This is a genomic window from Streptomyces sp. NPDC087440 (genome assembly GCF_044744005.1).
Taxonomy (GTDB): domain Bacteria; phylum Actinomycetota; class Actinomycetes; order Streptomycetales; family Streptomycetaceae; genus Streptomyces.
Genome location: NZ_JBIUXN010000002.1, coordinates 96,578 through 119,374 on the forward strand (window position 1 = coordinate 96,578; position 22,797 = coordinate 119,374).

General features: G+C 72.2%; 26 protein-coding genes. 17 read left to right on the plus strand and 9 right to left on the minus strand.

The annotated features are described in order from the left end of the window. Positions 1–147: 147 nt before the first annotated feature. The gene (locus ACIO3O_RS05155; RefSeq protein WP_401742103.1) at positions 148–975 is read right to left on the minus strand and encodes a L,D-transpeptidase; all 828 of its coding nucleotides are present in this window, start codon (positions 973–975) and stop codon (positions 148–150) included. Positions 976–1,390: 415 nt separating this feature from the next. On the opposite strand from ACIO3O_RS05155, the gene alr reads away from it, so the two are divergent. From alr to ACIO3O_RS05175, 4 genes are all read left to right on the plus strand, one after another. Continuing rightward, a complete protein-coding gene (alr, locus tag ACIO3O_RS05160; protein WP_401743365.1) occupies positions 1,391–2,569 on the plus strand; it encodes an alanine racemase in 1,179 nt (392 codons plus the stop codon). Positions 2,570–2,680: 111 nt separating this feature from the next. Further along, the gene (locus ACIO3O_RS05165; RefSeq protein ID WP_401742105.1) at positions 2,681–4,222 is read left to right on the plus strand and encodes an alpha/beta fold hydrolase; all 1,542 of its coding nucleotides are present in this window, start codon (positions 2,681–2,683) and stop codon (positions 4,220–4,222) included. Then, complete coding sequence (tsaE, locus tag ACIO3O_RS05170) at positions 4,191–4,721, plus strand: tRNA (adenosine(37)-N6)-threonylcarbamoyltransferase complex ATPase subunit type 1 TsaE (RefSeq protein ID WP_401742108.1); 531 nt, start codon at positions 4,191–4,193, stop codon at positions 4,719–4,721. The genes ACIO3O_RS05165 and tsaE overlap by 32 nt, the downstream gene beginning before the upstream one ends. Positions 4,722–4,864: 143 nt before the next feature. Next, positions 4,865–5,434, plus strand: a complete 570-nt coding sequence (locus tag ACIO3O_RS05175; protein WP_401742110.1) for a hypothetical protein — start codon at positions 4,865–4,867, stop codon at positions 5,432–5,434. Between the two features lie 29 nt (positions 5,435–5,463). On the opposite strand, the gene ACIO3O_RS05180 is transcribed toward ACIO3O_RS05175, so the two are convergent. Further along, complete coding sequence (locus ACIO3O_RS05180; protein WP_401742113.1) at positions 5,464–5,646, minus strand: hypothetical protein; 183 nt, start codon at positions 5,644–5,646, stop codon at positions 5,464–5,466. A 251-nt stretch (positions 5,647–5,897) separates the two neighbouring features. Here ACIO3O_RS05180 and tsaB point away from each other — a divergent pair, with 251 nt between their 5' ends. The 9 genes from tsaB to ACIO3O_RS05225 all read left to right on the plus strand — a co-directional run bounded on the left by tsaB (position 5,898) and on the right by ACIO3O_RS05225 (position 13,609). Continuing rightward, entirely contained in the window at positions 5,898–6,551 is a 654-nt protein-coding gene (gene tsaB / locus ACIO3O_RS05185) for a tRNA (adenosine(37)-N6)-threonylcarbamoyltransferase complex dimerization subunit type 1 TsaB (RefSeq protein WP_401742116.1), read from the plus strand. Positions 6,552–6,589: 38 nt separating this feature from the next. Further along, positions 6,590–7,060, plus strand: coding sequence for a ribosomal protein S18-alanine N-acetyltransferase (gene rimI / locus ACIO3O_RS05190; RefSeq protein ID WP_401743368.1), 471 nt, complete (start codon positions 6,590–6,592; stop codon positions 7,058–7,060). After that, complete coding sequence (tsaD, locus tag ACIO3O_RS05195; RefSeq protein WP_401742119.1) at positions 7,057–8,187, plus strand: tRNA (adenosine(37)-N6)-threonylcarbamoyltransferase complex transferase subunit TsaD; 1,131 nt, start codon at positions 7,057–7,059, stop codon at positions 8,185–8,187. Before rimI ends, tsaD begins: the two co-directional genes overlap by 4 nt. Further along, positions 8,184–8,447 carry a hypothetical protein gene (locus ACIO3O_RS05200; protein WP_401742122.1) on the plus strand — a complete coding sequence of 88 codons (264 nt, stop codon included), beginning with the start codon at positions 8,184–8,186 and terminating at the stop codon, positions 8,445–8,447. Before tsaD ends, ACIO3O_RS05200 begins: the two co-directional genes overlap by 4 nt. A gap of 108 nt (positions 8,448–8,555) precedes the next feature. Beyond that, positions 8,556–9,560: a hypothetical protein gene (locus tag ACIO3O_RS05205; protein WP_401742124.1), complete on the plus strand. Its 1,005-nt coding sequence runs from the start codon at positions 8,556–8,558 to the stop codon at positions 9,558–9,560. Positions 9,561–9,775: 215 nt separating this feature from the next. Further along, the gene (locus ACIO3O_RS05210) at positions 9,776–11,590 is read left to right on the plus strand and encodes a hypothetical protein (protein WP_401742127.1); all 1,815 of its coding nucleotides are present in this window, start codon (positions 9,776–9,778) and stop codon (positions 11,588–11,590) included. A gap of 153 nt (positions 11,591–11,743) precedes the next feature. Next, complete coding sequence (locus ACIO3O_RS05215) at positions 11,744–12,496, plus strand: amidohydrolase family protein (protein ID WP_401742129.1); 753 nt, start codon at positions 11,744–11,746, stop codon at positions 12,494–12,496. Between the two features lie 63 nt (positions 12,497–12,559). Beyond that, positions 12,560–12,925, plus strand: coding sequence for a hypothetical protein (locus ACIO3O_RS05220; protein ID WP_401742132.1), 366 nt, complete (start codon positions 12,560–12,562; stop codon positions 12,923–12,925). Positions 12,926–13,003: 78 nt separating this feature from the next. Beyond that, positions 13,004–13,609: a hypothetical protein gene (locus tag ACIO3O_RS05225; RefSeq protein ID WP_401742135.1), complete on the plus strand. Its 606-nt coding sequence runs from the start codon at positions 13,004–13,006 to the stop codon at positions 13,607–13,609. 22 nt (positions 13,610–13,631) lie between these two features. On the opposite strand, the gene ACIO3O_RS05230 is transcribed toward ACIO3O_RS05225, so the two are convergent. Both ACIO3O_RS05230 and ACIO3O_RS05235 read right to left on the minus strand, forming a co-directional pair. Then, complete coding sequence (locus ACIO3O_RS05230; protein ID WP_401742138.1) at positions 13,632–14,219, minus strand: hypothetical protein; 588 nt, start codon at positions 14,217–14,219, stop codon at positions 13,632–13,634. Positions 14,220–14,229: 10 nt separating this feature from the next. Beyond that, entirely contained in the window at positions 14,230–15,591 is a 1,362-nt protein-coding gene (locus ACIO3O_RS05235; protein ID WP_401742140.1) for an SAM-dependent methyltransferase, read from the minus strand. A 173-nt stretch (positions 15,592–15,764) separates the two neighbouring features. On the opposite strand from ACIO3O_RS05235, the gene ACIO3O_RS05240 reads away from it, so the two are divergent. Further along, on the plus strand, positions 15,765–16,763 hold the full coding sequence (locus tag ACIO3O_RS05240; RefSeq protein WP_401742143.1) for a polysaccharide deacetylase family protein: 999 nt from the start codon (positions 15,765–15,767) through the stop codon (positions 16,761–16,763). A gap of 216 nt (positions 16,764–16,979) precedes the next feature. After that, entirely contained in the window at positions 16,980–17,894 is a 915-nt protein-coding gene (locus ACIO3O_RS05245) for a polysaccharide deacetylase family protein (protein WP_401742145.1), read from the plus strand. Positions 17,895–18,088: 194 nt separating this feature from the next. Here ACIO3O_RS05245 and ACIO3O_RS05250 read toward each other — a convergent pair whose 3' ends face one another. From ACIO3O_RS05250 to ACIO3O_RS05270, 5 genes are all read right to left on the minus strand, one after another. Beyond that, positions 18,089–18,940 (minus strand): hypothetical protein, encoded by an 852-nt coding sequence (locus ACIO3O_RS05250; RefSeq protein ID WP_401742148.1) that lies wholly within the window; start codon positions 18,938–18,940, stop codon positions 18,089–18,091. 97 nt (positions 18,941–19,037) lie between these two features. Further along, the gene (locus ACIO3O_RS05255) at positions 19,038–19,202 is read right to left on the minus strand and encodes a hypothetical protein (RefSeq protein ID WP_401742151.1); all 165 of its coding nucleotides are present in this window, start codon (positions 19,200–19,202) and stop codon (positions 19,038–19,040) included. Next, positions 19,199–19,717: a hypothetical protein gene (locus ACIO3O_RS05260; protein WP_401742153.1), complete on the minus strand. Its 519-nt coding sequence runs from the start codon at positions 19,715–19,717 to the stop codon at positions 19,199–19,201. Before ACIO3O_RS05260 ends, ACIO3O_RS05255 begins: the two co-directional genes overlap by 4 nt. Further along, positions 19,714–19,890 (minus strand): hypothetical protein, encoded by a 177-nt coding sequence (locus ACIO3O_RS05265; RefSeq protein ID WP_401742156.1) that lies wholly within the window; start codon positions 19,888–19,890, stop codon positions 19,714–19,716. The genes ACIO3O_RS05260 and ACIO3O_RS05265 overlap by 4 nt, the downstream gene beginning before the upstream one ends. Further along, the gene (locus ACIO3O_RS05270; protein WP_401742159.1) at positions 19,890–20,372 is read right to left on the minus strand and encodes a hypothetical protein; all 483 of its coding nucleotides are present in this window, start codon (positions 20,370–20,372) and stop codon (positions 19,890–19,892) included. Before ACIO3O_RS05270 ends, ACIO3O_RS05265 begins: the two co-directional genes overlap by 1 nt. Positions 20,373–20,511: 139 nt before the next feature. Here ACIO3O_RS05270 and ACIO3O_RS05275 point away from each other — a divergent pair, with 139 nt between their 5' ends. Both ACIO3O_RS05275 and ACIO3O_RS05280 read left to right on the plus strand, forming a co-directional pair. Then, complete coding sequence (locus ACIO3O_RS05275) at positions 20,512–21,852, plus strand: hypothetical protein (RefSeq protein ID WP_401742162.1); 1,341 nt, start codon at positions 20,512–20,514, stop codon at positions 21,850–21,852. Then, the gene (locus ACIO3O_RS05280; RefSeq protein ID WP_401742165.1) at positions 21,849–22,394 is read left to right on the plus strand and encodes a flavoprotein; all 546 of its coding nucleotides are present in this window, start codon (positions 21,849–21,851) and stop codon (positions 22,392–22,394) included. The genes ACIO3O_RS05275 and ACIO3O_RS05280 overlap by 4 nt, the downstream gene beginning before the upstream one ends. The last annotated feature ends 403 nt before the right edge of the window (positions 22,395–22,797 follow it).

Sequence of the window (22,797 nt, forward strand, 5' to 3'; positions counted from 1 at the left end):
GCGGCGCAGGGGCTGGGCCGGGGCGGCACCGGGGTGGGCCGGGAGCGGGAGGGGCCGCCCCCTTGCCCGCCCGTCCCGCCCCCGGGGGGCGGCCCCGCCGCCCAAGGGGGCTGGGGTGGGGAGGGGCGGCCCCGGCGCCCGAGGGGGCTACGAGGAGAGGGGGGTGTTCAGGTCCCAGGAGACGGGGATGTTCTCGCTGCCGGAGTACTTGACGATCAGCTCCTCGTCCGTGGGGCGGTGCGCGTCCCGGTAGCGCACGTTCGTGCCCGGCTTCGCGCCCCAGACGTAGATCTGGCTGCCCACGCCCAGCTTCTTCCAGAGGCGTTCCGCGTCCTCGACGTACAGGTTCACGCAGCCGCCCGAACCCGCCTCGAACAGGTCGCCGTACGTGCCGTGCAGCGCCTGACCACCGCTGAAGAACTGGCTGTACGGCATCGGCGCACCGTCGTAGATGGTGGAGAAGTGGTCCTTGTGCCGCCAGTACACCCGGTGCCAGCCGACCCGCGTCTCCAGCCCCCGGATGCCGCTGCGGATCGGCACCGGCGCGAAGGTCACCTTCCGACCCACCTGCACCCACAACAGCTGACGCCGCAGGTCCACGCAGGTCACCGAGTAGCTGCGGACGGGGCACTGGCCCGCCGCGTTCGGGTTCTTGCGGGCCTCGCGGACCAGCAGGAGACCGTGCGTCTGGACGGTGGCCGTGCCGTCCGCGGGGTCGATGTTGAGCTGCTGCTGGAGCTTGCGGATGGCCACGCAGTCCGCGGCCGACTGCTTGCCGTCGACCTTGAGCTTCAGCTTGCGCTCCAGCTCCTTCTGGTACGGGCCCGTGGGGGCCGTGCACGGAGGCTCCGGGGCGCTCAGCGCGGCCGGGGCGGCGACGGGTGCGGCGAAGGCGGCCGTCACGGGCAGGGCGCTGAGCGCGACGGCGGCGACACCGGCCAGGGCGGTCGTACGGATGAGGGGGGCGCGCTTCATGGTTCCTCAACTCCTCCAGCATGCGCGGACCGCATGCGGCGGACGGCATGCGGCGGACCGGAGGGAACGGGCCCCTCGGTTACCTCCATCGGGCGGCCGCGAGGCCCGCCCCGCCAGGCACGGCCTGCCGAGCGGGTGAAAGTGCGGGCCGAACGCGTGACGTTCCGTGAGAAGGCGCGTACACGGCGGCACGTGGCCGCACGGGGCAGCACCCGGCCGTACGCGGTCGCACGTGGCGTCGGTCACGCCCGGGCCGCCGCCCGGTCCGGCTGACCGGCCCTGTCGTACCCCTCTGCGAGACTTGGTGGCGATGACCGTGAAGACCGAGACCGTGACGACCGCGGCGACCGGCGCGCCCCTCCCCGCGCCGGGCACCGCGCCGCACGGCGTGCCGAACGACGTGATGAGCCAGGCGATGACCCAGTCGGTGACACAGGCCCCACCCCTGCGGGCCCGCGCCGAGATCGACCTCGCCGCGCTGCGCGCCAACGTCGCCTCGCTGCGCGAGCGCGCCCCGCACGCCGCACTGATGGCCGTCGTGAAGTCCGACGCGTACGGGCACGGGGCGCTGCCCTGCGCCCGCGCCGCCCTCCGGGCCGGTGCCACCTGGCTCGGCACGGCGACCCCGCAGGAGGCGCTCGCCCTGCGCGCCGGCGGGATCACCGAGGCCGACGCCCGCGTCATGTGCTGGCTGTGGACCCCCGGCGACCCGTGGGCCGAGGGCATCACGGCCGGACTCGACATGGGCGTGAGCGGCATGTGGGCACTGGAGGAGGTCACCGCCGCCGCCCGCGCCCTGGGACGTACGGCGAAGATCCAGCTCAAGGCCGACACGGGCCTGGGACGCAACGGCTGCCAGCCCGCCGACTGGCCCGCCCTGGTCGCCGCCGCCCGCGCCGCCGAGACCGAGGGCCTGGTCGAGGTCACCGGCCTGTGGTCGCACTTTGCGTGCGCCGACGAGCCCGGCCACCCCTCGATCGGCCTCCAGCTCACCGCGTTCCGCGAGATGGTCGCGTACGCCGAGAAGCAGGGCCTGGACCCCGAGGTGCGGCACATCGCCAACTCCCCGGCCACGCTGACCCTTCCCGACACCCACTTCGACCTGGTGCGCACGGGCATCGCGATGTACGGCATCTCCCCGAGCCCCGAACTGGGCACCCCCGCCGAGCTGGGCCTGCGCCCGGTGATGCGGCTCGCCGCCTCGGTCGCGCTGGTCAAGGAGGTCCCCGCCGGACACGGCGTCAGCTACGGCCACCACTACGTCACCGAACGGGACACCACCCTCGGGCTGATCCCCGTCGGGTACGCGGACGGCATCCCCCGCAGTGCCTCCGGGCGCGGCCCGGTGCTGGTCGGGGAGCGGTGGCGGCGCGCCCGGGGACGTATCGCCATGGACCAGTTCGTGGTGGACCTCGGCGGTGAAAGGGTCGAACCGGGGGCAGAAGCGATCCTGTTCGGCTCCGGCGAGCGGGGCGAGCCGACCGCGGAGGACTGGGCGCAGGCGGCGGACACGATCGCGTACGAGATCGTCACGCGCATCGGCGCACGCGTTCCGCGCGTCCTGGTGAACGAGGACCCGTCCCCGGACCGGTAGTCCGCGGTGGGACTGCGGACCTGGACCCGTGGGCGGGAGCGTTGGATGATCCCCTAGATCCGGCGGACCGGTGGACTCCGGGCCCCGGCAGGCACCAGCGAGGAGCGGCACGTGAGCAGGAGCAGCGCGGAGGGCGTCGCCGCCGCGGCACGCACGGCGGCCGACGCGGCCGACGCGGCGGCCCCCGGCAGCTGGCGCCGGGCGGGACTCGCCGGGGCCGCGATAGGCGTGATCGCCGCCGGTGCGGCGGCGGGGGTGGCCGTCGAACGGCTCACCGTCGGGCGGGGGATGCGCAAGAAGGCCCGGCTCGCCCTGGACGCGGCGGGCCCGTACGGCGCACTGCGCGGCACCCCGGGCACGGCGCTGGCCGACGACGGCACGGAGCTGTACTACGAGGTGGACGACCCTCGGGGCACGGGCACGGGCGCGGGCACGGGCGCGGGCGCGGGCACGGGCGCGGGCGCGGGCGCGGGCACGGGCGCGGGCGCGGACGGCGGTGCGACGGGCGGGCCGGGTCCGTTCGGCGCCCTCGGCGCGGGAAGCCGCGTCGCGGGGACGCCCGGGACCCCGCTCATCGGCGGCCAGGCCTCGGCCGACGGCCGCACCGGGGGCGACCCCACGGACAACGCCACCACGGGCAACGGTCCCACCGGCCGCAAGGGCGGTTCAGGCACCGCCGGTGGCCGGCCCGACGGCGGCCCCGCCGCCGACCGGCGCGGGAACGGCACGCCCCGCCGCAAGCTGTTCGGGCGAAAGAGCGCCGCGCCGCCCGTCACCGTCGTCTTCAGCCACGGCTACTGCCTCAACCAGGACTCCTGGCACTTCCAGCGCGCCGCCCTGCGCGGCCTCGTGCGCACCGTGCACTGGGACCAGCGCAGCCACGGCCGCTCCGCCCGCGGCTCCGCGCAGGCCGACGGGGAGCAGGTCACCATCGACCAGCTCGGCCGGGACCTGAAGGCCGTCATCGACGCGGCCGCCCCCGAGGGACCGCTGGTGCTGGTGGGGCACTCGATGGGCGGCATGACGGTGATGGCGCTGGCCGACCAGTACCCGGAGCTGATCCGCGAACGGGTGCTCGGTGTCGCGCTCGTCGGCACGTCGTCGGGGCGGATGGGCGAGGTCAACTTCGGGCTGCCGGTCGCGGGGATGAACGCGGTGCGCCGCGTCCTGCCGCGCGTGCTGCGTACGTTGGGCTCGCAGGCGGAGCTGGTGGAGCGGGGGCGGCGGGCCACGGCGGACCTGTTCGCGGGGATCGTGAAGAGGTACTCCTTCGGGTCCCGTGACGTCGACCCGGCGGTGGCCCGGTTCGCGGAGCGGCTGATCGAGGGCACCCCCATCGACGTGGTCGCGGAGTTCTACCCGGCCTTCCAGGACCACGACAAGACGGCCGCGCTCCAGCACTTCGCCCAGCTCCCGGTGCTGGTCCTGGCGGGCGCGAAGGACCTGGTCACCCCCAGCTCGCACAGCGAGGCCATCGCCGCCCTGCTGCCCGACGCCGAACTGGAGATCGTCCCCGACGCGGGCCACCTGGTGATGCTGGAACACCCGGAACTGGTGACGGGACGGCTCGAAGAGCTGCTGGGTCGGGCGGGGGCCGTGCCGCCGACTACCGTGGGCTCCCATGGACGCACCGCACAGCAGCGGGGCCGCTGAGCACGGCCCGGTCACCGCCTCACACTCCCTCACCGTCACCTCCCCCGCCGCCATGGGCGACCTGGGACGCGCGCTCGCGAAGCTGCTGCGCCCCGGCGACCTGGTGATGCTCACCGGCGAACTCGGCGCGGGCAAGACCACGCTGACCCGCGGCCTCGGCGAAGGCCTGGGCGTGCGCGGGGCCGTCACCTCGCCGACCTTCGTCATCGCCCGGGTGCACCCGCCGCTGGGCGACGGGCCCGCGCTGGTGCACGTGGACGCGTACCGGCTCGGCGGCGGTCTGGACGAGATGGAGGACCTCGACCTGGACGTCTCGCTGCCCGAGTCGGTGATCGTCGTGGAGTGGGGCGACGGCAAGGTCGAGGAGCTGTCGGAGGACCGGCTGCACGTGGTCATCGACCGTGCGACGGGCGACACGGACGACGACGTACGGACGGTACGCCTCAGCGGCATCGGCACCCGCTGGGCGGACGCGGACCTGGCGGGCCTGGGCGGCTGACCTGGGCGGCTGACCGGCCCCGGGCCGCGCAACACCCGTTCCCGGCGGAAGCACGGCGTCCGGGCGGGCCGTGCCGCTGCTGCTACCGTCACGACACGTCATGCGGGGACGTGACCGAAGCGTTGATCGAAAGGTGCAGCAAGGTGGCTAGCAGCAGCTCGGGAATCGTGGCCGGGCTCACCGCGGGGGCCCTCGCCGTCGTCGGTTTCCTCGCCTACCAGGCGTCGGCGAACGCACCCGACTCGGTCGCCGTGCCCAGCGCCTCCACCGCGCCCACCCAGCCCGGCGCCAAGGAGAAGGCCACGCCGCGCTCACCGCTGGAGCTGCCCGCCGACTCCGGCAAGGGCACCCGGGTGGTGTATTCGCTCTCCGGCAAGCGGATCTGGCTGGTGGACCCCGAGGCCGGGCCCGGCACCAAACCGCCGACCTTCGTGGTCGCGCCGAGCGCGGTCAGCCCCACCCCGGACACCTATCGCGTGACGACCCGCTCGAACCGGATCACCGGATCGGACGGCAAGCCGGTGGAGCACGTGGTGCGGTTCGCCAACGTCGACGGGGTGACGATCGGCTTCAGCGCCGCCGTCGACGGCACCATGCCGACCCCCGGCGTGAAGCCGCAGGAGGGCACGGGCGCGGTGCGCCTGAGCCGCGAGGACGGCACGAAGGTCTGGGAGTTCGCGACGGGCGGCGTCAAGGTCGTCGTCGTCCCGTAACGACTCCCCCACCCGATCGAGGGGACTTCCTAGGCGGCTTCGCGCTGCCCGGGGGTCCCCTTCTCGCTGTCCCGGGACGCGGTCCGCGCGGGCGGGGTGGAGACCGCGGTGGCCGCGGCGCAGGACGCGAGCAGGGCGCTCATCGTGACGGGAGCCGGGGCAGGGGCGGCAGGCGTCATGGGCTTCTCGACTTCTCGTTCCGGTGCCGACATGGACGCCTCCTGGGGCGACGGGAGCAGGCGCAGCGGGGTGGTTAGGTAGACCTAACTTGTGTCTTGAGTCCCATGTGACCATGCAGTGCACCCCCGATGCAACATCTTCCCGACACGTTGTCGGAATGTACGGGGAGAACGCACGGAGCGACGCGCGAGTTCCCTGCGCCGACGGGACTCCGGCCGCGGACCGCCGCCGCCCCCTGTGGACGGACGCCGTGTCCGTGCCGCACGGGCCGTAGGCTGTTCGTGTGCTCCTGCTCGCCGTTGATACCGCCACCCCCGCCGTCACCGTCGCCCTCCACGACGGGGACTCCGTCGTCGCCGAGACCACCCGCGTCGACGCCCGAAGGCACGGGGAACTGCTGCTGCCCCTGATCGACGAGACCCTCCGCTCGGCGGGCCGCAAGCTCGACGCCGTGACCGGCCTGGTCGTCGGCGTCGGCCCGGGCCCGTACACCGGACTGCGGGTCGGCCTCGCGACCGCCGAGACCTTCGCCTTCGCGCTCGGCGTCCCGGTGCACGGCCTGTGCACCCTCGACGCCCTCGCGTACGCCACCGAGCTCGACGGGCCCTTCGCGGTGGCGACGGACGCCCGCCGCAAGGAGGTCTACTGGGCGCGGTACGACGACGCGCGCACCCGCACCACCGAGCCCGCCGTCGACCGCCCCGCCGAGATCGCCGCGTCCCTCGCGGGCCTGCCCGTCGTCGGCGCGGGCGCGCTGCTCTACCCCGAGGCCTTCCCCGACGCCCGCGAGCCCGAGAACGTAGCGGCATCGGCCCTCGCCTCCCTGGCCGCCGAGAAGCTGGCCGCCGGGAGCGACTTCCTGCCGCCGCTGCCGCTCTACCTGCGCCGCCCCGACGCACAGGTGCCGAAGAACTACAAGGTGGTCACCCCCAAGTGACCTCGGCAGAAGGCACCGGGGCCGCCGTCCTGCGCGAGATGCGCTGGTGGGACATCGATCCCGTACTCGAACTCGAACACGAGCTGTTCCCCGAGGACGCCTGGTCGCCGGGGATGTTCTGGTCCGAGCTGGCGTACGCGCGCGGCCCCCGCGCCACCCGCCGCTACGTCGTCGCCGAGGACCCGGCGACCGGCCGCCTCGTGGGGTACGCGGGCCTGGCCGCCGCCGGTGACCTCGGCGACGTACAGACCATCGCGGTCGCCCGCGACCAGTGGGGCACCGGCCTCGGCGCCCGCCTGCTCACCGACCTCCTCAAGCACGCGACCGCCTTCGAGTGCGCCGAGGTGCTGCTCGAAGTGCGGGTCGACAACACGCGCGCGCAGAAGCTGTACGAACGCTTCGGCTTCGAGCCGATCGGCTTCCGCAAGGGCTACTACCAGCCGGGCAACGTCGACGCCCTCGTGATGCGTCGTACGACGACCGAAGAGACAGAAGAGATCCAGCCATGAACCTTGTCAGCGGCATCGACGAGCCCCTGGTCCTCGGCATCGAGACCTCCTGCGACGAGACCGGCGTCGGCATCGTGCGCGGTACGACGCTGCTCGCGGACGCGGTGGCGTCGAGTGTCGACACGCATGCGCGCTTCGGCGGCGTCGTCCCCGAGATCGCTTCCCGCGCGCATCTGGAGGCGATGGTCCCGACCATCCAGCGCGCCCTGAAGGACGCCGGAATCGCCGCCTCCGACCTGGACGGCATCGCGGTCACCGCGGGTCCGGGGCTCGCGGGGGCGCTGCTGGTGGGCACGACGGCGGCCAAGGCGTACGCGTACGCCCTCGGCAAGCCCCTCTACGGCGTCAACCACCTGGCCTCGCACATCTGCGTCGACCAGCTCGAACACGGCAAGCTGCCCGAGCCGACCATGGCACTCCTGGTCAGCGGCGGGCACTCGTCCCTGCTGCTCGCCCCCGACATCACCTCCGACGTCCGCCCGCTCGGCGCGACCATCGACGACGCGGCGGGCGAGGCCTTCGACAAGATCGCCCGGGTGCTCCAGCTGGGCTTCCCCGGCGGCCCGGTCATCGACCGGCTCGCGCGCGAGGGCGACCCGAAGGCGATCCACTTCCCGCGCGGCCTGACCGGGTCCCGCGACCCGGCGTACGACTTCTCCTTCTCCGGCCTGAAGACCTCCGTCGCGCGCTGGATCGAGGCGAAGCGCAACGCGGGCGAGGAGGTTCCGGTGCGGGACGTGGCGGCGTCCTTCCAGGAGGCCGTCGTGGACGTACTGACCCGCAAGGCCGTCCGCGCCTGCAAGGACGAGGGCGTCGACCACCTCATGATCGGCGGCGGCGTCGCCGCGAACTCCCGGCTGCGGGCGCTCGCCCAGGAACGCTGCGACAAGGCGGGCATCACGCTGCGCGTCCCGCGTCCCGGCCTGTGCACGGACAACGGGGCGATGGTCGCGGCGCTGGGTGCGGAGATGGTGGCCAGGGGCCGGGCGGCCTCGGACTGGGACCTGTCGGCGGACTCGTCGCTTCCGGTGACGGAGCCGCACGTGCCGGGGCACAGTCACAGTCACAGTCACTCTCATGACCACGACCACGTTCACGAGATCAGCAAGGACAACCTCTACTCATGACCGTCGCGCTGATGTGGGAGGCCCGTGCCGTCGAGGGCAGGGGCGCCGAACTGCTGGAGTGGGCGCGGGCCCAGGCACAGGTGCTCGCGACCGAGCCCCTTCGCCGCGAAATCCTGCGCGCGCCACAGGACCGGGTTCTCGTACTGACCTGGTGGGACGCCCCGTACGACGCGGAGCTGCCCGAACTCCCGGAGCCGGACGCGGAGTTGATCACGCGGGCCGTGCACCGGTGGCGGTTCGAATCGGTCGAGCAGGGCTGAGCCATTCGGCTTACTCCTGAGTGGCGTTAACCGCTTTTCGGACAATTCGACTTGAGACTCGGCGATGCCAGGGGTCACCCCTCGTCGTCGCGAAGGAGTCGCAGGAGTATGTCCGTACAGCTGAAGGTGGCCCGGGCCGGACTGGGTGCAGTGTCCATGGCGGTGGCGCTCGGAGTGTGCGCGCCGACCGCTTCCGCTTCCGCCTCCGCTCCGGTCACGTCCGCCCAGGTGGGCGCCGTACAGGCGGTCGCGATGCACGGTGTCGGCGGGAAGGTGACCGCGCACGGCGGCCAGTTCGTACGGGAGCGGCCCACGTCCTCGTCGCGGAAGATCGGCTCGTACCGGGGCGGCGCGATCGTGCGCCTCTCCTGCAAGGTGCGCGGCCAGAACATCCACGGCAACGCCCTCTGGTACAAGCTGTGGGACCGCTCGGGCTGGCTGAGCGCGAAGTACGTGCACAACTTCGGGTACGTGGGCTGGTGCGGCCACGGCCACCGCGCGGCCGGTGCCGTGCTGGCGGACGGCCCCGGGAAGCCCGGCGGCGGGCACAAGCCGGGCGGGCACTGTTCCGTCTGCAAGGGCGAGAAGGGGCCGAAGGGCGACGCGGGTCCGGCGGGTCCCGCCGGTCCTGCGGGTCCTGCCGGGCCGAAGACCAGCCCGAAGGACTGGACGGCCGAGGAGAAGGCCGAGATGAAGGGCGAGAAGGGCGACCCGGGCACGCCGGGTGGGCCCAAGGGCGACAAGGGTGACCCGGGCCAGCCGGGACCGGCCGGTCCTGCGGGCGCCCCGGGTCCGGCGGGCGCGGCGGGGCCTGCCGGGGCCAAGGGCGACAAGGGTGACAAGGGTGACAAGGGCGTCAGCATCGGTACGCCGGTGATCAAGGAAACCACCATGGACGTCCAGCCCAACGTCAACACCGGGATCAACAGCCCCGCCTGCCCGGCCGGTACCCAGATCATCAGCGGCGGCTACTACCAGAGCGGCTGGAGCACCGACTTCCACAAGATCGACGACTACCCGGTGACCGCCAGCAACTACTACCGGGTCGCCGGGATCAACAAGGGCAGTTCCCCGGTGAGCGTCACGGTCTACGGGGTCTGCCTCCCGGCCTGATGCTCGCTCGCCCGTTCTTGTGATCAGGGCCGTCGCCCGGAACCTCTGTTCCGGGCGACGGCCCTGTCGCGTTGCGCCGTACGACGTACCCCTCTGCGTGGCGCAGGCGTATTTCATGACAATCCCCCGAAACTCGGGCAAGTCAGAGGCTCGTGGCTCATGGCTCGTGCCTCCACGCCCACGTCGTGAACCTCATGTCCTGAAGGAGTCCGGCCTTGTCCAGTCCGTCCCGCCCGTCCCGCCCGTCCAGCTTGTCCGGAGAACTGAGGGCCGGTCCGCTCGGCCTCGGTGCCATGTCGTTGGGCGTGAGCCTGGCGCTGTGCCTGCCGGTGGTCGCGCAGGCCGCACCGGCCCTGTCGCACTCGCTGTCCCCGACGTTCGCCGCGGCGACGCCCGCGTCCGCGCAGGGTCAGGTGACCTCGCGGATCGGCCAGCACGTGCGGCCGACGCCGAACACGTACGGCGGCTCGCTGGGCCAGTACCGTTCGCACGCGCGGATGGGCCTGGTCTGCAAGGTGCGGGCGCAGAACGTCGCGGGCAACGCGATCTGGTACAAGTTGGCGGACCGTACGGGCTGGATGAGCGCCCGGTACGTACGCAACCTGGGCACCGTCCGCTGGTGCGTCGGCGCGGGCGTGGACGGCCACGGCAACTGGCTCGGCGGCAAGCCGGGCGGCAACGGGGAGCACCTGCGGCCGGGCGGTCCTGCGCAGGCCCCGATGGGCAGACCGGGGCCGCAGGGGCCTGCCGGTAAGGACGGGGCGCCGGGGCCTGCGGGGCCCGCCGGGCCTGCGGGCAAGGACGGTGCGGCCGGTCCGGCCGGGCCTGCGGGCCCGCTCAGCACCCCGAAGGACTGGACGGCCGAGGAGAAGGCCGAGCTCAAGGGCGAGAAGGGCGACCCGGGTACGCCCGGAGGCCCTCCCGGCCCGAAGGGCGACAAGGGCGACAAGGGCGACAAGGGCGACTCCTGGAACCCGGGCACGGCGACGCCGGAGGAGCTGGCGAAGGTCAAGGGGCCCAAGGGCGACAAGGGTGACTCTTGGAACCCCACCACCGCGACGCCCGAAGAGCTGGCCAAGGTGACCGGGCCCAAGGGCGACCAGGGTGACAAGGGCGACTCCTGGAACCCGACGACCGCGACGCCGGAGGAGCTGGCGAAGGTCAAGGGCGACCAGGGTGACAAGGGCGATTCCTGGAATCCGACCACCGCGACGCCGGAGGAGCTGGCGAAGGTGAAGGGTGACAAGGGTGACCCCGGCGCAGCGGGCGCGAAGGGCGACAAGGGTGACGACGGCGCCGTTGGCCCGGCGGGTGCCGCCGGTGCCGACGGCGCGGTCGGCCCTGAAGGTCCTGCGGGAGCGAAGGGTGACAAGGGGGACGATGGCGCGGCCGGTCCCGCTGGTCCGGCCGGTCCTGCCGGGGCGAAGGGGGACGATGGTGCTGCCGGTCCTGCCGGTCCCGCTGGTCCTGCCGGGGCGAAGGGGGACGATGGTGCTGCCGGTCCTGCGGGTGCCGCCGGTGCGAAGGGCGACAAGGGCGACAAGGGGGACGACGGCGCTGCTGGTCCCGCCGGTCCTGCCGGAGTGAAGGGTGACGATGGTGCTGCCGGGCCCACCGGTGCTGCCGGTCCTGCCGGTCCCGCCGGAGCGAAGGGCGACAAGGGTGACAAGGGTGACCCGGGGGCTGCCGGTCCCGCCGGGGCCGCGAGCACCGTCGCCGGTCCTGCCGGGGCCAAGGGCGACAAGGGCGACAAGGGCGACAAGGGTGCCACCGGCAGTGTCGGTACCCCCATCATCAAGGAGTACAAGCAGACCCTTGCCGCCAACTCGAAGGTCACGATGAAGAGCCCGACCTGCCCTGCCGGTACGCAGATCATCAGCGGCGGCTGGTACCAGGATGCCTGGGACCAGGGCGTGCTGAAGACCGATGCCTACCCCAACGTCGGTGCCAACCAGTTCATCGTCGGTGCCGAGAACACAACTGCCGCCGGCATCCCCTTCACCGTCTACGGCGTCTGCCTCCCCGCCTGACCCGGAAGCCGACGCAGCAGTACCCCACCACGGGCCGCCCCGCACCCAGCCGGGCGGCCCGTCCGCGTACCCCGGCGGGGCGCCCGCTCGCCGCGCGCCCCGCACCGGCCCGTGGCAGCCTCGTACCAGACCGCAATGGAGGAGAACGAGGCCATGACCAGCGTCGACGTCCACGCGCACTACTTTCCCGAGCTGTACCTCGACATGCTGGACGCCTGCCACGGCTCGCCGGGCGGCACCGCAGGGCTGCGCGGTGGCGGAGGCGGCAGCACGCCCGCCGAGATCGGGGCGCGGCTCGCCGCGATGGACGCCGCCGGGACCGATGTGCAGGTGATTTCGGTGACGCCCCAGGTCCCGTACGCCGACAACGCCGCCGAGGCCCTCGGTGCGGCCCGGGTCGCCAACGCCGCCTGCGTGGATCTCGTACGCGCCCACCCCACCCGCTTCCGCGCCCTCGCCGCGCTCCCGCTTCCCAACGGGCTGGCGGCGGGGGACGAACTCGGGCGTTCCATGGACGAGTTGGGGTTCCTGGGGGCCGCCGTGACGAGTACGGTCCTCGGACGCCCGCTGTCCGACCCGGAGTTCGTGCCGCTCTTCGACGCGCTGGAGCGGCGGGGCGCCGTGCTACTGGTGCACCCGACGGGCGGGGAGGGCTCCCAACAGGCTTACCAGGGGCTCGACTTGACCTCGTACCCGAACATCCGCCTGATCACCGTCGGCGAGGTCCCGCCGGACCGCCCCCTCAACCCGCTGCACCACCACGCCGTGGCCGACGCGGACGGGCTGCGGCGGGCGGCGGTGACGTTCGGGCCCGAGCGGCTGCTGGCGGGCAGCGGCTATCCGTACCGTACGCAGGGGGAGCGGGCGGCCGTCACCGGGGACGCGGGGCAGCTTCTGGGGCTCTGACCCCGGTGCGCCGATGCGTCGTACTCTGGTCGTACTTGCCGCACTGGGGGAAAGGGGCGCGCGATGGCCTGGTACTGGTGGATATTCATCTTCTTCATGATGGGCGGCTTCGGCGGCCTCGCGAACATGGGCAGGCAGGCCCTCGCCACCCGTCACGCGCGCCAGCTGGAGCGCATCGAGATCCAGCGCAAGGAACGGCAGGCCGTCGAGGCGGCCAGCAAGCCGCCGGAGCCGATCTGCGGCTGCACGCACCACCTCGCCAAGCACGACAAGGCCGGGAAGTGTCACGAGTCGGTCGAGAAGCCGACCGCCTGGGACGAGAACAAGAAGCCGGTCCGCTTCGAGGCGGGGACGTGCAACTGCCAGCAGTACGTGGGGCCGCAGCCGCTGTCGCAGGTGTACGCGGACGAGCTGACCGACCTCGCGTGAGGGGCGCGGGCGGGGCCCGGTAGCGTTCGGAGCCGATCAGGCCCGAAGTCCTACCCGTACGAAGGAAACCGCACCCGCATGCCCCGCCCGCCCCTGCCGCCGCCCCCGCCCCCCGTGCCGTACCGGACCTGGCCGGACCCGGAGGCGATGCGGGCCGACCGGGCGCGGGCGATGCGCGAGTTGGGGCGCAGGGCGCTGGGGGCGCCCGCCGCCGTCGGGTTCTGGCTGTACGCGCTGCTGCTGGCGGTGGGGTGGGGGTGCGTGGGGGTCGCGTTGCAGACCTTCGAGCAGGGGTTGTTCCCCGACGTGCTGATCGGCGGGATCTTCCTGGTGCTGGGCGTGGGTGCGATCGTGCCCGCCGCGATTCTGCTCGGGCTCGGGGTGAGGCGGGATCGGACGATACGTCAGAGGCTGAGCCAGTGGCGGGAGTTGGGGGCCGACCCGGCGGTGGACGCCCGGGTGCGGGCGCCCGGGCGGAGCCTCGCGTGGCTGCTGCCGTCGTTCGCGCTGGCGGCACTGGGGCTGGGGACCTCGGTGGGCTGGGCGGCTGCGGCGAGGCCGGGGGCTGACACGTACGCCGACGCGGCGTTCTTCATCGGGGCGGGGTGTGTGATGTGGGTGGTGGGGCTCCTGGGGATGGTGAAGGCGGTGGGGCACTACCGGTGGGCGGTGCGGGGGATGTGATGTAAGGGCGCGTGGAGGGACGTCACCCCTCGCGTGCCGCCTGCCACACCCATGACGTGAGCCGCTTGTGGCCCGGCAGTTCCCCGCGCCCCGTGCACCACAGCAGCACCTCGGCCGGGTCGGAGGCCGGGGCCGACGGGGCATCCGGGAAGAGCCGCTCCAGCACGAGGGTCGCCGAGCGGGCCGGGGGCGTCCACGGCACACCGAGGCCCTGCGTGATGTCGTACGTGTGCAGCACGGTCTCCGCGACCCCCATCGCCTCGAAGCCCGTCGGGTCGCACGGGCCCCAGTGGAACGCGCGCGCGTCGGGGGTCGAGGTGGCGAGGGCGCTCGTGAGCATGCCCCCGGCCGCGCGGATCACCCGGAGCACCTCGCGGGGCGCAGTTCCGGGACGTACCACCAGGTCGAACGGCAGGTAGACGTCTTCCGGCAGCGCCGCCAACTGGCCTGCGTACGCGGCCAGATCGTGCGCGATGTGCGCGGCGGTGTCCCAGCAGGACCACTCCATCGGCTGCTCCGGCGGACCGGCCGGGAGCGACCAGTCGCGGGTGTCGGCATGGGGTTCCAGGACGCGTTGCAACTCGGCGAGGGCTTCCTCGATGTGGGTCATGGGCCTTCGCCTACCCTCCGGCGCTCCGGGTCCACTCCTGCGCGGGGTGGCCGATCAGCATGGTGGGGGCGCCTGCGACGCGGGTGAGGAAGACGGTCGCGGAGTTCTTTCCGGAGAGCTTCATCTTCTTGCGCAGCTCCTCGGGCTCGACGGCGGAGCCGCGCTTCTTGACGGTGAGGATGCCGACCTCGCGCTCCCGGAGGAGGGCCTTCAACTTCTTGACGCCGAAGGGGAGTTGGTCGGTGATGGTGTAGGGGGTGGCGTACGGGGTGGGGCGCAGTTCGTCGGCCGTGATGTACGCGATCGTCTCGTCGATCAGGCCGCCGTCGAGGTCCGCGGCGACCTCGGCGACGAGGTGGGCGCGGATGACGGCGCCGTCGGGCTCGTAGAGGTAGCGGCCGAGGGGGCGCACGTCCGGGTCGGGCAGGCCGCGGCCGAGGAGGCTCGCGCCGGACGGGAGCAGGGTGGCGCGGCGGCCGCCGGGGGTGAGGTGGGGGCTGCCGGGCGGCGCGTGCCAGAGGACGGCCTCCTTGACGTCGCCGCCGTCGGAGATCCACTCGGCCTCGAAGTCGTCGGGGACGAGCTCGTGCGGGATACCGGGGGCGATCTTGATCGCGCCCGCGCCCACCTTCCGTACCGCGTCGACGGAGAAGGAGAGGGGCGGGGAGTAGGCCTCGGGGTCGAAGATGCGGCCGCGCTTGGTGGACCGGCGGGCCGGGTCGAGGAAGAGCGCGTGCGCGTCGGTCGTGTCGTACGTCAGGACGTCGGCCTGTACGACGCGGAGTGCGGCGGGGTCGGGGAGGAGGGCCTCGGCGTTCGCGCGGGCGGCGAGGCAGGCGGCGGGGTCGAGGTCGACGGCGGTGACGCGCAGGCCGGTGCGGGCCAGGGCGAGGGCGTCGCCGCCGATGCCGGAGCAGAGGTCGATGGTGTGGGGGGTGGGGGTGGGGGCCTCGTGTTGTTCGGCTTGCTGTTCTGCGTGCTGCCCTGCGTGCTGTTCGGCGGCGATGGCGTGGAAGCGGGTCGCGCGGTGGTCGGCGACGGACCTGCGGGTCGACTGCTCGACGCCGTTGGGGGTGAAGTACATCCGCTGGGCGTCCTCGGGGCCGAACTTGGCGGCCGCCCGCTGGCGCAGCCGGGCCTGGGCGAGGGCCGCCGACACCAGCTCGGGGGAGTGGTCGCGGCGCAGCCGGGTCGCGAGGGCCAGGGCCTGGGCGGGGTCGTAGTCGCGCAGCTCGGCGAGGAGGGCCTGGCCCTCGGGGGTGAGGAGGGCGGCAAGGGCGGCTTCGGGGGCGGTGGCCGCGTCGGGGGCGGGAGCGGGGGCGGCGTCCGGAGCGGGGGCGGCGTCGGCGGAGGGGGTCTTCACCTGGTCCATTGTGGGCCAGCCGGGGGGAAGCGGCCGCTGCGCGGGGGTGGTGCGGGTGCGGCGTGGGTGCGACACGGGAGCGGCATGGGAGGCCCTTCGCTGTGGGCCGAGTGGGCGACGGTGCGTACCCGCTCGCGGTGTCGTCCGGTTCGGAGTGTGCGGCGCTGACAGGATGCGGCGCCATGCGACTTGTACGACAAAACGAAGAAAGAGGCCCCTTTGTGGACAACTCCCGAGGTGTCGGACGGAAAAGGGGCAGCATTGCCGTAGCGGTTCTGATCACGGCCGCGATCGCCTCGGGGTGCGCGACCCCGGCAGAGGAGACGGGCGGACAGGGCGGGTCCGGCGTCGGCAAGGAGGGGCACGAGGGGCACGGGAGGAAGGTCGACGGCGCGGCCGGCGCGCTGCTCTCACCGGCGGAGAAGGCACGGCGCGAGCGGGTCGCGGCGCAGCAGGCGCAGGCGGCGAGAGTGGCGGCGGCCAGGCGCTGGGGGCTGGTGCAGACGCCGCTGACCGCCCCCGCGCCGCCGAAGGTGAGGCCGAGGATCACGGCCCGCAAGGGCTTCGAGGTGGACGGGCAGGTGGAGGAGGGCCTGCCGCCGGTGTTCACGACGGTGCCCGTCAAGGACAGGGTCGTGTTCCTGACCATCGACGACGGGGCGGAGAAGGATCCCGAGCTGCTCCGGATGATGGACGAGCTGAAGATCCCGTACAGCTCGTTCCTCTCCGACTACCTGGTGAAGGAGGACTACGGCTACTTCAAGAAGATGCAGGACAAGGGCGTCGCCCTGCACAACCACACCCTCAACCACCGCTACCTGCCCGGCCTGACCTACCAGCAGCAGAAGCGCGAGATCTGCGGCCAGCAGGCCAACATCGAGAAGCACTACGGCAAGCGGCCGCCGCTCTTCCGCCCGCCGTACGGCAACTACAACAAGGACACCCTGGTCGCCGCGAAGTCCTGCGGGGTGAAGGCGGTACCGCTGTGGGCGGCGGAGGCCTTCCCCGACCGGATGGAGTGGCGGGAGTGGGACAGGGACCTGCACCCGGGCGACATCGTCCTCACGCACTTCCGGGGGCCGGACGACTGGAAGGGCTCCATGCCCGACATGATCCGCAGGGTCATGAAGACCATCACGGCGAAGGGATACGCCGTGGCCAAGCTGGAGGACTACGTGTGATCCGGCGGCCGGGACCGCCGGGTTCCGCGACCGGTCCCGCCGGGGCCTGCTGACGGGTCCCGGCGGGGCGGGCCGTGCGGGCGGACTCCTTCGTTCCAGGTCGGAGGGGGCGCGAGGGAACGGGTGGGGGCCGGATTCCCTCTGGCAGCGCGGGAGCGGGAATCGCACGCCCTCCGGCAGAGTGCGCCGGGTCGTTGTCGTAGGCGAAGGAATGCAGTGAGCGGAGGACGGGTGCGCCGGTCGGGGCTGTGGGTGGCGGGGGCGTTGGCGGCGGGTGTGCTGGCCGTGGGGGCGAGCGGCTGTTCCGGAGGAGGCTCCGGGGAGGGGGTGGGGGAGGGGCCCTCAAAGACGGCCGACCACTCGACGTCCGGGACCACCGCCCCCGGCCACACCGCCCCCGGCCACCCCGCCCCGGCCGCCCCCCAGGTCGACGCCCGGGGAGTGCAGGCCAAGGCCTACACCCGCTGGGGCCTCCCCAAGCCCCTCACCCCACCCCCCACCACCCCGGACCGCACCCCCGCCCTCCACCCCTCCGGCCCCCCCGTCGTCCTCGACCGGGTGAAGACCACCGACAAGGTCGTCTTCCTCACCTACGACGACGGTGCCGAGAAGGACCCGGCATTCGTCAAAATGGTCGCCGACCTCAAGCTGCCGCTCAGCATGTTCCTCACGGACAGCGTCGCCGGAAGCAATTACGACCATTTCAAGAAGCTCCGCGACGCGGGCAACGGCACCATCCAGAACCACACCACCGGCCACGCCAACCTCCGCACCCTCTCCTACGAGGCCCAGCGCAAGCAGATCTGCGACCAACAGGACCGCCTGGAACGCCACTTCGGTACCCGCCCCACCCTCTTCCGCCCGCCGTACGGCAACTACAACAAGGACACCGTGCGCGCCGCCGGGACCTGCGGGGTGCAGGCCCTCGTCCTGTGGCGGGAGTCCATGCAGATCCACAACATGCAGTACGCGGAGGGCAAGCGCCTCAAGCCCGGCGACATCGTCCTCGCCCACTTCCGCGGCCCCTCCGAGCTCAAGGGCTCGACCATCACCGAGATGACGACCCGCATGCTCCGCCGCATACAGGACCAGGGCTTCACCATCGCCCGCCTGGAGGACTACCTCCAGTAGGTCGCCCGGGGCCGGCAACGCCGATGCCACCAGGACGAGGGCACCGCCGTCACCACGCCCGTCCAGCGCTGCATCCTGCGCGAGCTGGAGGCTGGCTGCGTACAGACCCGAGTCGGTCCCCGCGTCGGGTTGTCGGGCCGTGCCGTGGAGCGGGAGATGACCGCTCTGCGGGAGACGCTCGGCATGTCCCGCGATCACGTGCTGATCTGGTGGGGTGGGACGTCGGAACGGAAGCTGTGACACGGGGACACGGGCCCCTGTCGTCCGGGTGTGCGCTGAGTGCGACACCGGCGGACACCTGGAATCAGGACCGCTACTCGCTGCCGCTGCCGCTGCCGCAGCAAACGCACGGCACCGTCACGGGCCCGGTCGGCGTCACCATGACGGTGAAGCCACGGCCAGGGCACCCGCGCTGATGACGCGGACGCTTCCCGTCCGGGCTCTTCGCCCGGGCGCGTGCCTTCACGGACTTGAACGCCGCGACGGCGGCCCACTGTTGCTCGTTTATGCCAGCAGCGTAGAGGTCGGTTCGGTTGGTTATCGCCCGATTGGCAGGAAACCTCACTGCAATTGCAGTCTGTGCAGTTGGTCTCTGAGTGCTGGCAGTCGGCCGCCACGACGAACGTGCGGTCCTCCGCCGGTATCCACAGGTCGACGTCCACCGTGAACCCGGCCGCTTCGATCGCGGCCACCGTCCGGGACAGGATGCCCGGCGCGCGGGTCGGGTCCGGGGGCTGGGGGACGTAGTGCACGAACCGGCCGCCGAGGGACCGGCAGAGCCGGGCGTACGTATGGGTGTGCAGGATCAGCGCGTGCCAGCCCTCATCCACGACCCGGGACGGCGCCAGGCCGGGGCCGGACCGCGGCCGCGCGGCGGCGGTTGCGGTGGCCACGAACTTCAGCGCCTCGGTGACGATGCGCTGTGCGAGTCCGTCCTCCATCCCGGGGTTCGCGCGGAGGACGGTGCGGGTGACCGCCTCGAACTCGGTGGTGACCAGCGGGGATCGGGCATCCCTGGTTGCCGGTGCACAGGCGGTGGTACTCATGTGGCGCCTCCCATTCGGTGAGTGGGTGGTGCATGAGGCCCGTCCCGGCCGCCGTCCGTAGCAGGGCTCAGGCGGTGGGGGCGGGTGCACGGAGGGGCTACTCCTCGGACTCGTCCGGGGCAGCCGTGGGGGTGAGGTCGTCGTCGGTGATCGGGTCGCCGTAGTACAGGAGCGTCACCTCGTGCTCCTCGCAGTACGCGCCCGACTCGGTCTCGTAGGGGAACGGGTGGCCGCCGCCGTCGCGGCTCGGGCAGCGGGTCATGACGTCGGCCCCAGGTTGCTCACCAGGATCCGCCGGCCGTTGTGCGACGCGTACGTTGCCTCGCCACGCTGGTTGCAGTGACGGGCCTGCCAGTACAGCTCGTGAATCCCCATGCCGAGCAGAAGCGCCACGGAAAACGCCTCGGACAGGGCCCCGGGTTGGACAGTCCGAGAGCAGAACGGTGGCTCGCTGGCGGGGGAGACCCAGAGTGGGTGTGGCAGGGGCAGCACCTCGGCAGGCCGGACGAAATCGCCGAGCCCGACACGGTCGCAGCGCTGGTACCACTTCGGTCTCATCGGGCGGGTCAGGGCCAGGTACCAGCCAGCGGCCGGAGCGCAGGCCACCGGCCCTTCCAGGAACCAATCGAGGCGCTGGGCGAGGGTGCGCGGATCGGTGCTGCGTACGGCGGCGTGCACCAGGGCGGGCGGCATCCGCACGGCCTCGTACTCGGTCGCCCGCCATGGCAGTGCGGTTGCGTCGAGCGAGTGGTCGGGACTGGTTGTCGTCGCGGTCATGCCGCCCTCCGCCGCCAGGGGCGGTGGGCCTCCCATGCGGCCATCAGCTGCACGCCCTCCGCGCACTGAGCCCCGTCGAGGCACACGGCGCACTCGCACCCGTGCTCCATCAGGGCGTCGTACTCGGGCGGGATTTCGGCCTGGTCCAGGATCGTGCCGTGCTCGCCGTCCATCACCCTCGCCCCTTGGGCAGCGCGGCGAACCCCCGGACGACCAGCCTCTGGACCTCGCTCAGGTCGCAGAGCCGGCCCGGCCGGGACATCTCGGTGAGCCAGTGCAGTCCTGGCCCTGCGAGTTGGTCGGGACAAGGTACGGTCAGCCATCCTCGGCCCCGGTAGCTTCCCGTGGGAGCGGCCCACTTCCCGGCCTGGCCGGGTGAGACGAGCGCGTACATGGTGTCGCTGTCCTGGACGACCGGTCCGCCGTCGAGGAGCTGGGAAAGGAAGGGACCCACCTCGGCGCGGCTGTCGGTGCCCAGCGCGGTGTGGATGATCGTGGTGGGGATGCGGACCGCGTCGAAGCGGATGCCGAGCGGGAGCAGCGCGCGGCCGAGCGCCCGCCACTCCTCCTCGACCACGTGGGGGTCGGCGTGCGTGCGGGCAAGCCACGCAGTGACCGGCGCTCTGCGAAGTGGCGTCTGACCAGTGGTCTTCATGTCTTCAGGACACCTCAGACCTGATGTCAAGACGAGGCCATCTCGCAGGACGCTTCGCAGGACATTTCAGAGGACATTTTCGAGACGCCAGGTTCACTCGATGGCTACCGTGTGTGAGACACGCACGTGGAGGCCCACCATGCCAGCGCCGCCCGGAAACCCCCTTCTCGTCCAGGCGCGCGTTGCCGCCGGAATCCTCAGCCAGGAGAAGTTCGTCGAGGAATTCCAGCGCACGGCCGCTGAACTGGGCGTCGATGCCACCGTGACGGTGCGACAGATCAGGCGCTGGGAGTCCAGCAAGCCCGGATGGCCGCATCCCCCCGCCCGTACCGTGCTGACCGCCCTACTCGGACGATCTCCCGAGGAGCTCGGCTTCCGTGAGCGGCCTCGCAATCTCGCGGCGTCCAGCGGCCTGGGGCCAGTACACGATGAAGACGTGAATCGACGCGTCTTCATGGCCCGGACCGTGACCGCGGCAGGAGCCAGCATGTTGCCGGCCTCAGCCCACGATCTCCTCTCCGCCCCGCAGACCGACCCCGTCTCTGGAGTTCGAGATGTCCTCACCGGCACCCTCGTGCGACCAGCGCAACCGAGCAGCGTCGAGGCGATCGTCCAGGCAACCGCCTCGGCGAAGAGACAGATTCAAGCCTGCCGGTACTCGCAGTTGGCGGCGAGGCTGCCCGGGTTGCTGGTCGAGTTCGGTGAGCCGCGCGAGGTGGAGGCGGAGCAGCGAGAGATCGACATCGCGGAAGTGCACGCCTTCCACGTCGCGGCATCCCTGCTCCTGAAAGCAGAGGACTCCGCTTCAGCATGGGTCGCTGCCGAGCGTGCGATGTCGGCTGCCCGTCGTGTCGACGATCCGGCTCTCATCGCAGCCGCCTCGCGGAGTCTCACGCAGGCAGTCGCAGCGGTTGGCCACAGGCAGCAGGCAATCAGGATCGTCATCGTCGGCGTGGACCAGCTCAGTGGGCAGGTGTCGAAGCGGACACCCGCGCGGACCGCGGTGTTCGGCGCTCTCCTGCTTCGGGGTGCATGGGCGGCTGCGGTGGCAGGGGACGCCGACACGTCGGGCGAGCTGCTCGACAGCGCTGGCCGCTCGGCGAAGTTGCTCGACGAAAGTAGCAACTTGCAGTGGACGGCGTTTGGCCAGCAGAACGTGCAGCAACACCGACTCTCGATTGCCTTGACCTTGGGCAACGCCGGGCAGGCCCTGGACGCGGCCCGCCAGGTCGACGTCACACAGCTCGCTGTGACCGAGCGGCGCGCGGTGTACTGGATGGACGTGGCGCGTGCCCTGCACCTGTGTGGGCAGCCGGAGAAGGCGGTGACCGCGTTGCTGACGGCGGAGAAGGAAGCGGAGGAAGAGGTCTTGTCGCGACCGGCGGTCAAGGAGTTGATCGGCGAGATGGTGGCCCGGGATCGGGCGGCGAGGCTGCCCGAGTTGCGGAAGCTCGCTGTGCGGGCGGCGGTGCCGGTATGACGGCACCGGTGTTGTACGTCATCTCCTGTGCGGCCGGACCTGCCTCGGAGCTGACGAAGTTGGTGCACGAGGCGGTCGAGACGGGCTGGGACGTCTGTGTCATCGGAACACCGACTGCGGTGGAGGGCGGATTTCTGGACGAGGAGAAGCTCGCCGAATTGACGGGGCGCCCGGTCCGCTCGTCGTGGCGCCGGTCCGGCGAGGAGAAGAGCAACCCGAAGGCGGACGCTGTGCTGTGCGCACCGATGACCATGAACACGGCGAACAAGCTGGCCGCGGGCATCTCCGACACCTACGCACTCGGCCTCATCACCGAGATGGTGGGTGTAGGAGTTCCGGTCGTGGCACTGCCTTTCTGGTCCACGGCGCTGGATGCACACCCGTCGACGCGTCGGTCCGTGGGCGTGCTGCGTGAGTGGGGCGTGCGGGTGCTCTACGGGAAGGGTGAGTGGGAGCCACACGAGCCCGGGACGGGTGGCGAGCAGTTGAGCAACTATCCCTGGTCGTACGCGTTGCGCATCGCCTCGGAGCTTGCGCGCTAGGTCTGGACATGACGTAAGCCCCCTGCCCGGCCCGAAGGCCAGACAGGGGGCGATCGCCTTACCAGCCCCGCATGCGCGGGGAGTACGTCCGGGTGTAGATCTCGATGCGGTGCAGCACGGGACCATCCCCGCATGCGCGGGGAGCACTGGGAGACCTTCGCGGAACGCGTTCCGGGCCCGGGACCAGCCCCGCATGCGCGGGGAGCACCCTCCGCCACCAGCAGGTTTCCCACCAACAGCGATTGAATCTCGCAACTTGGAGTATGCCCACCCGCCCAGACCAACCGCAGCGGATCGGCTACTTCCCGGCAGTTGGTAGAGGGCGAGGGCCAGAGCGCCAAGGGATGCAAGAACGGCGATCGACGGCAGCGGCCACCGCGACCGTTCCAGGGTGGCTATGCGG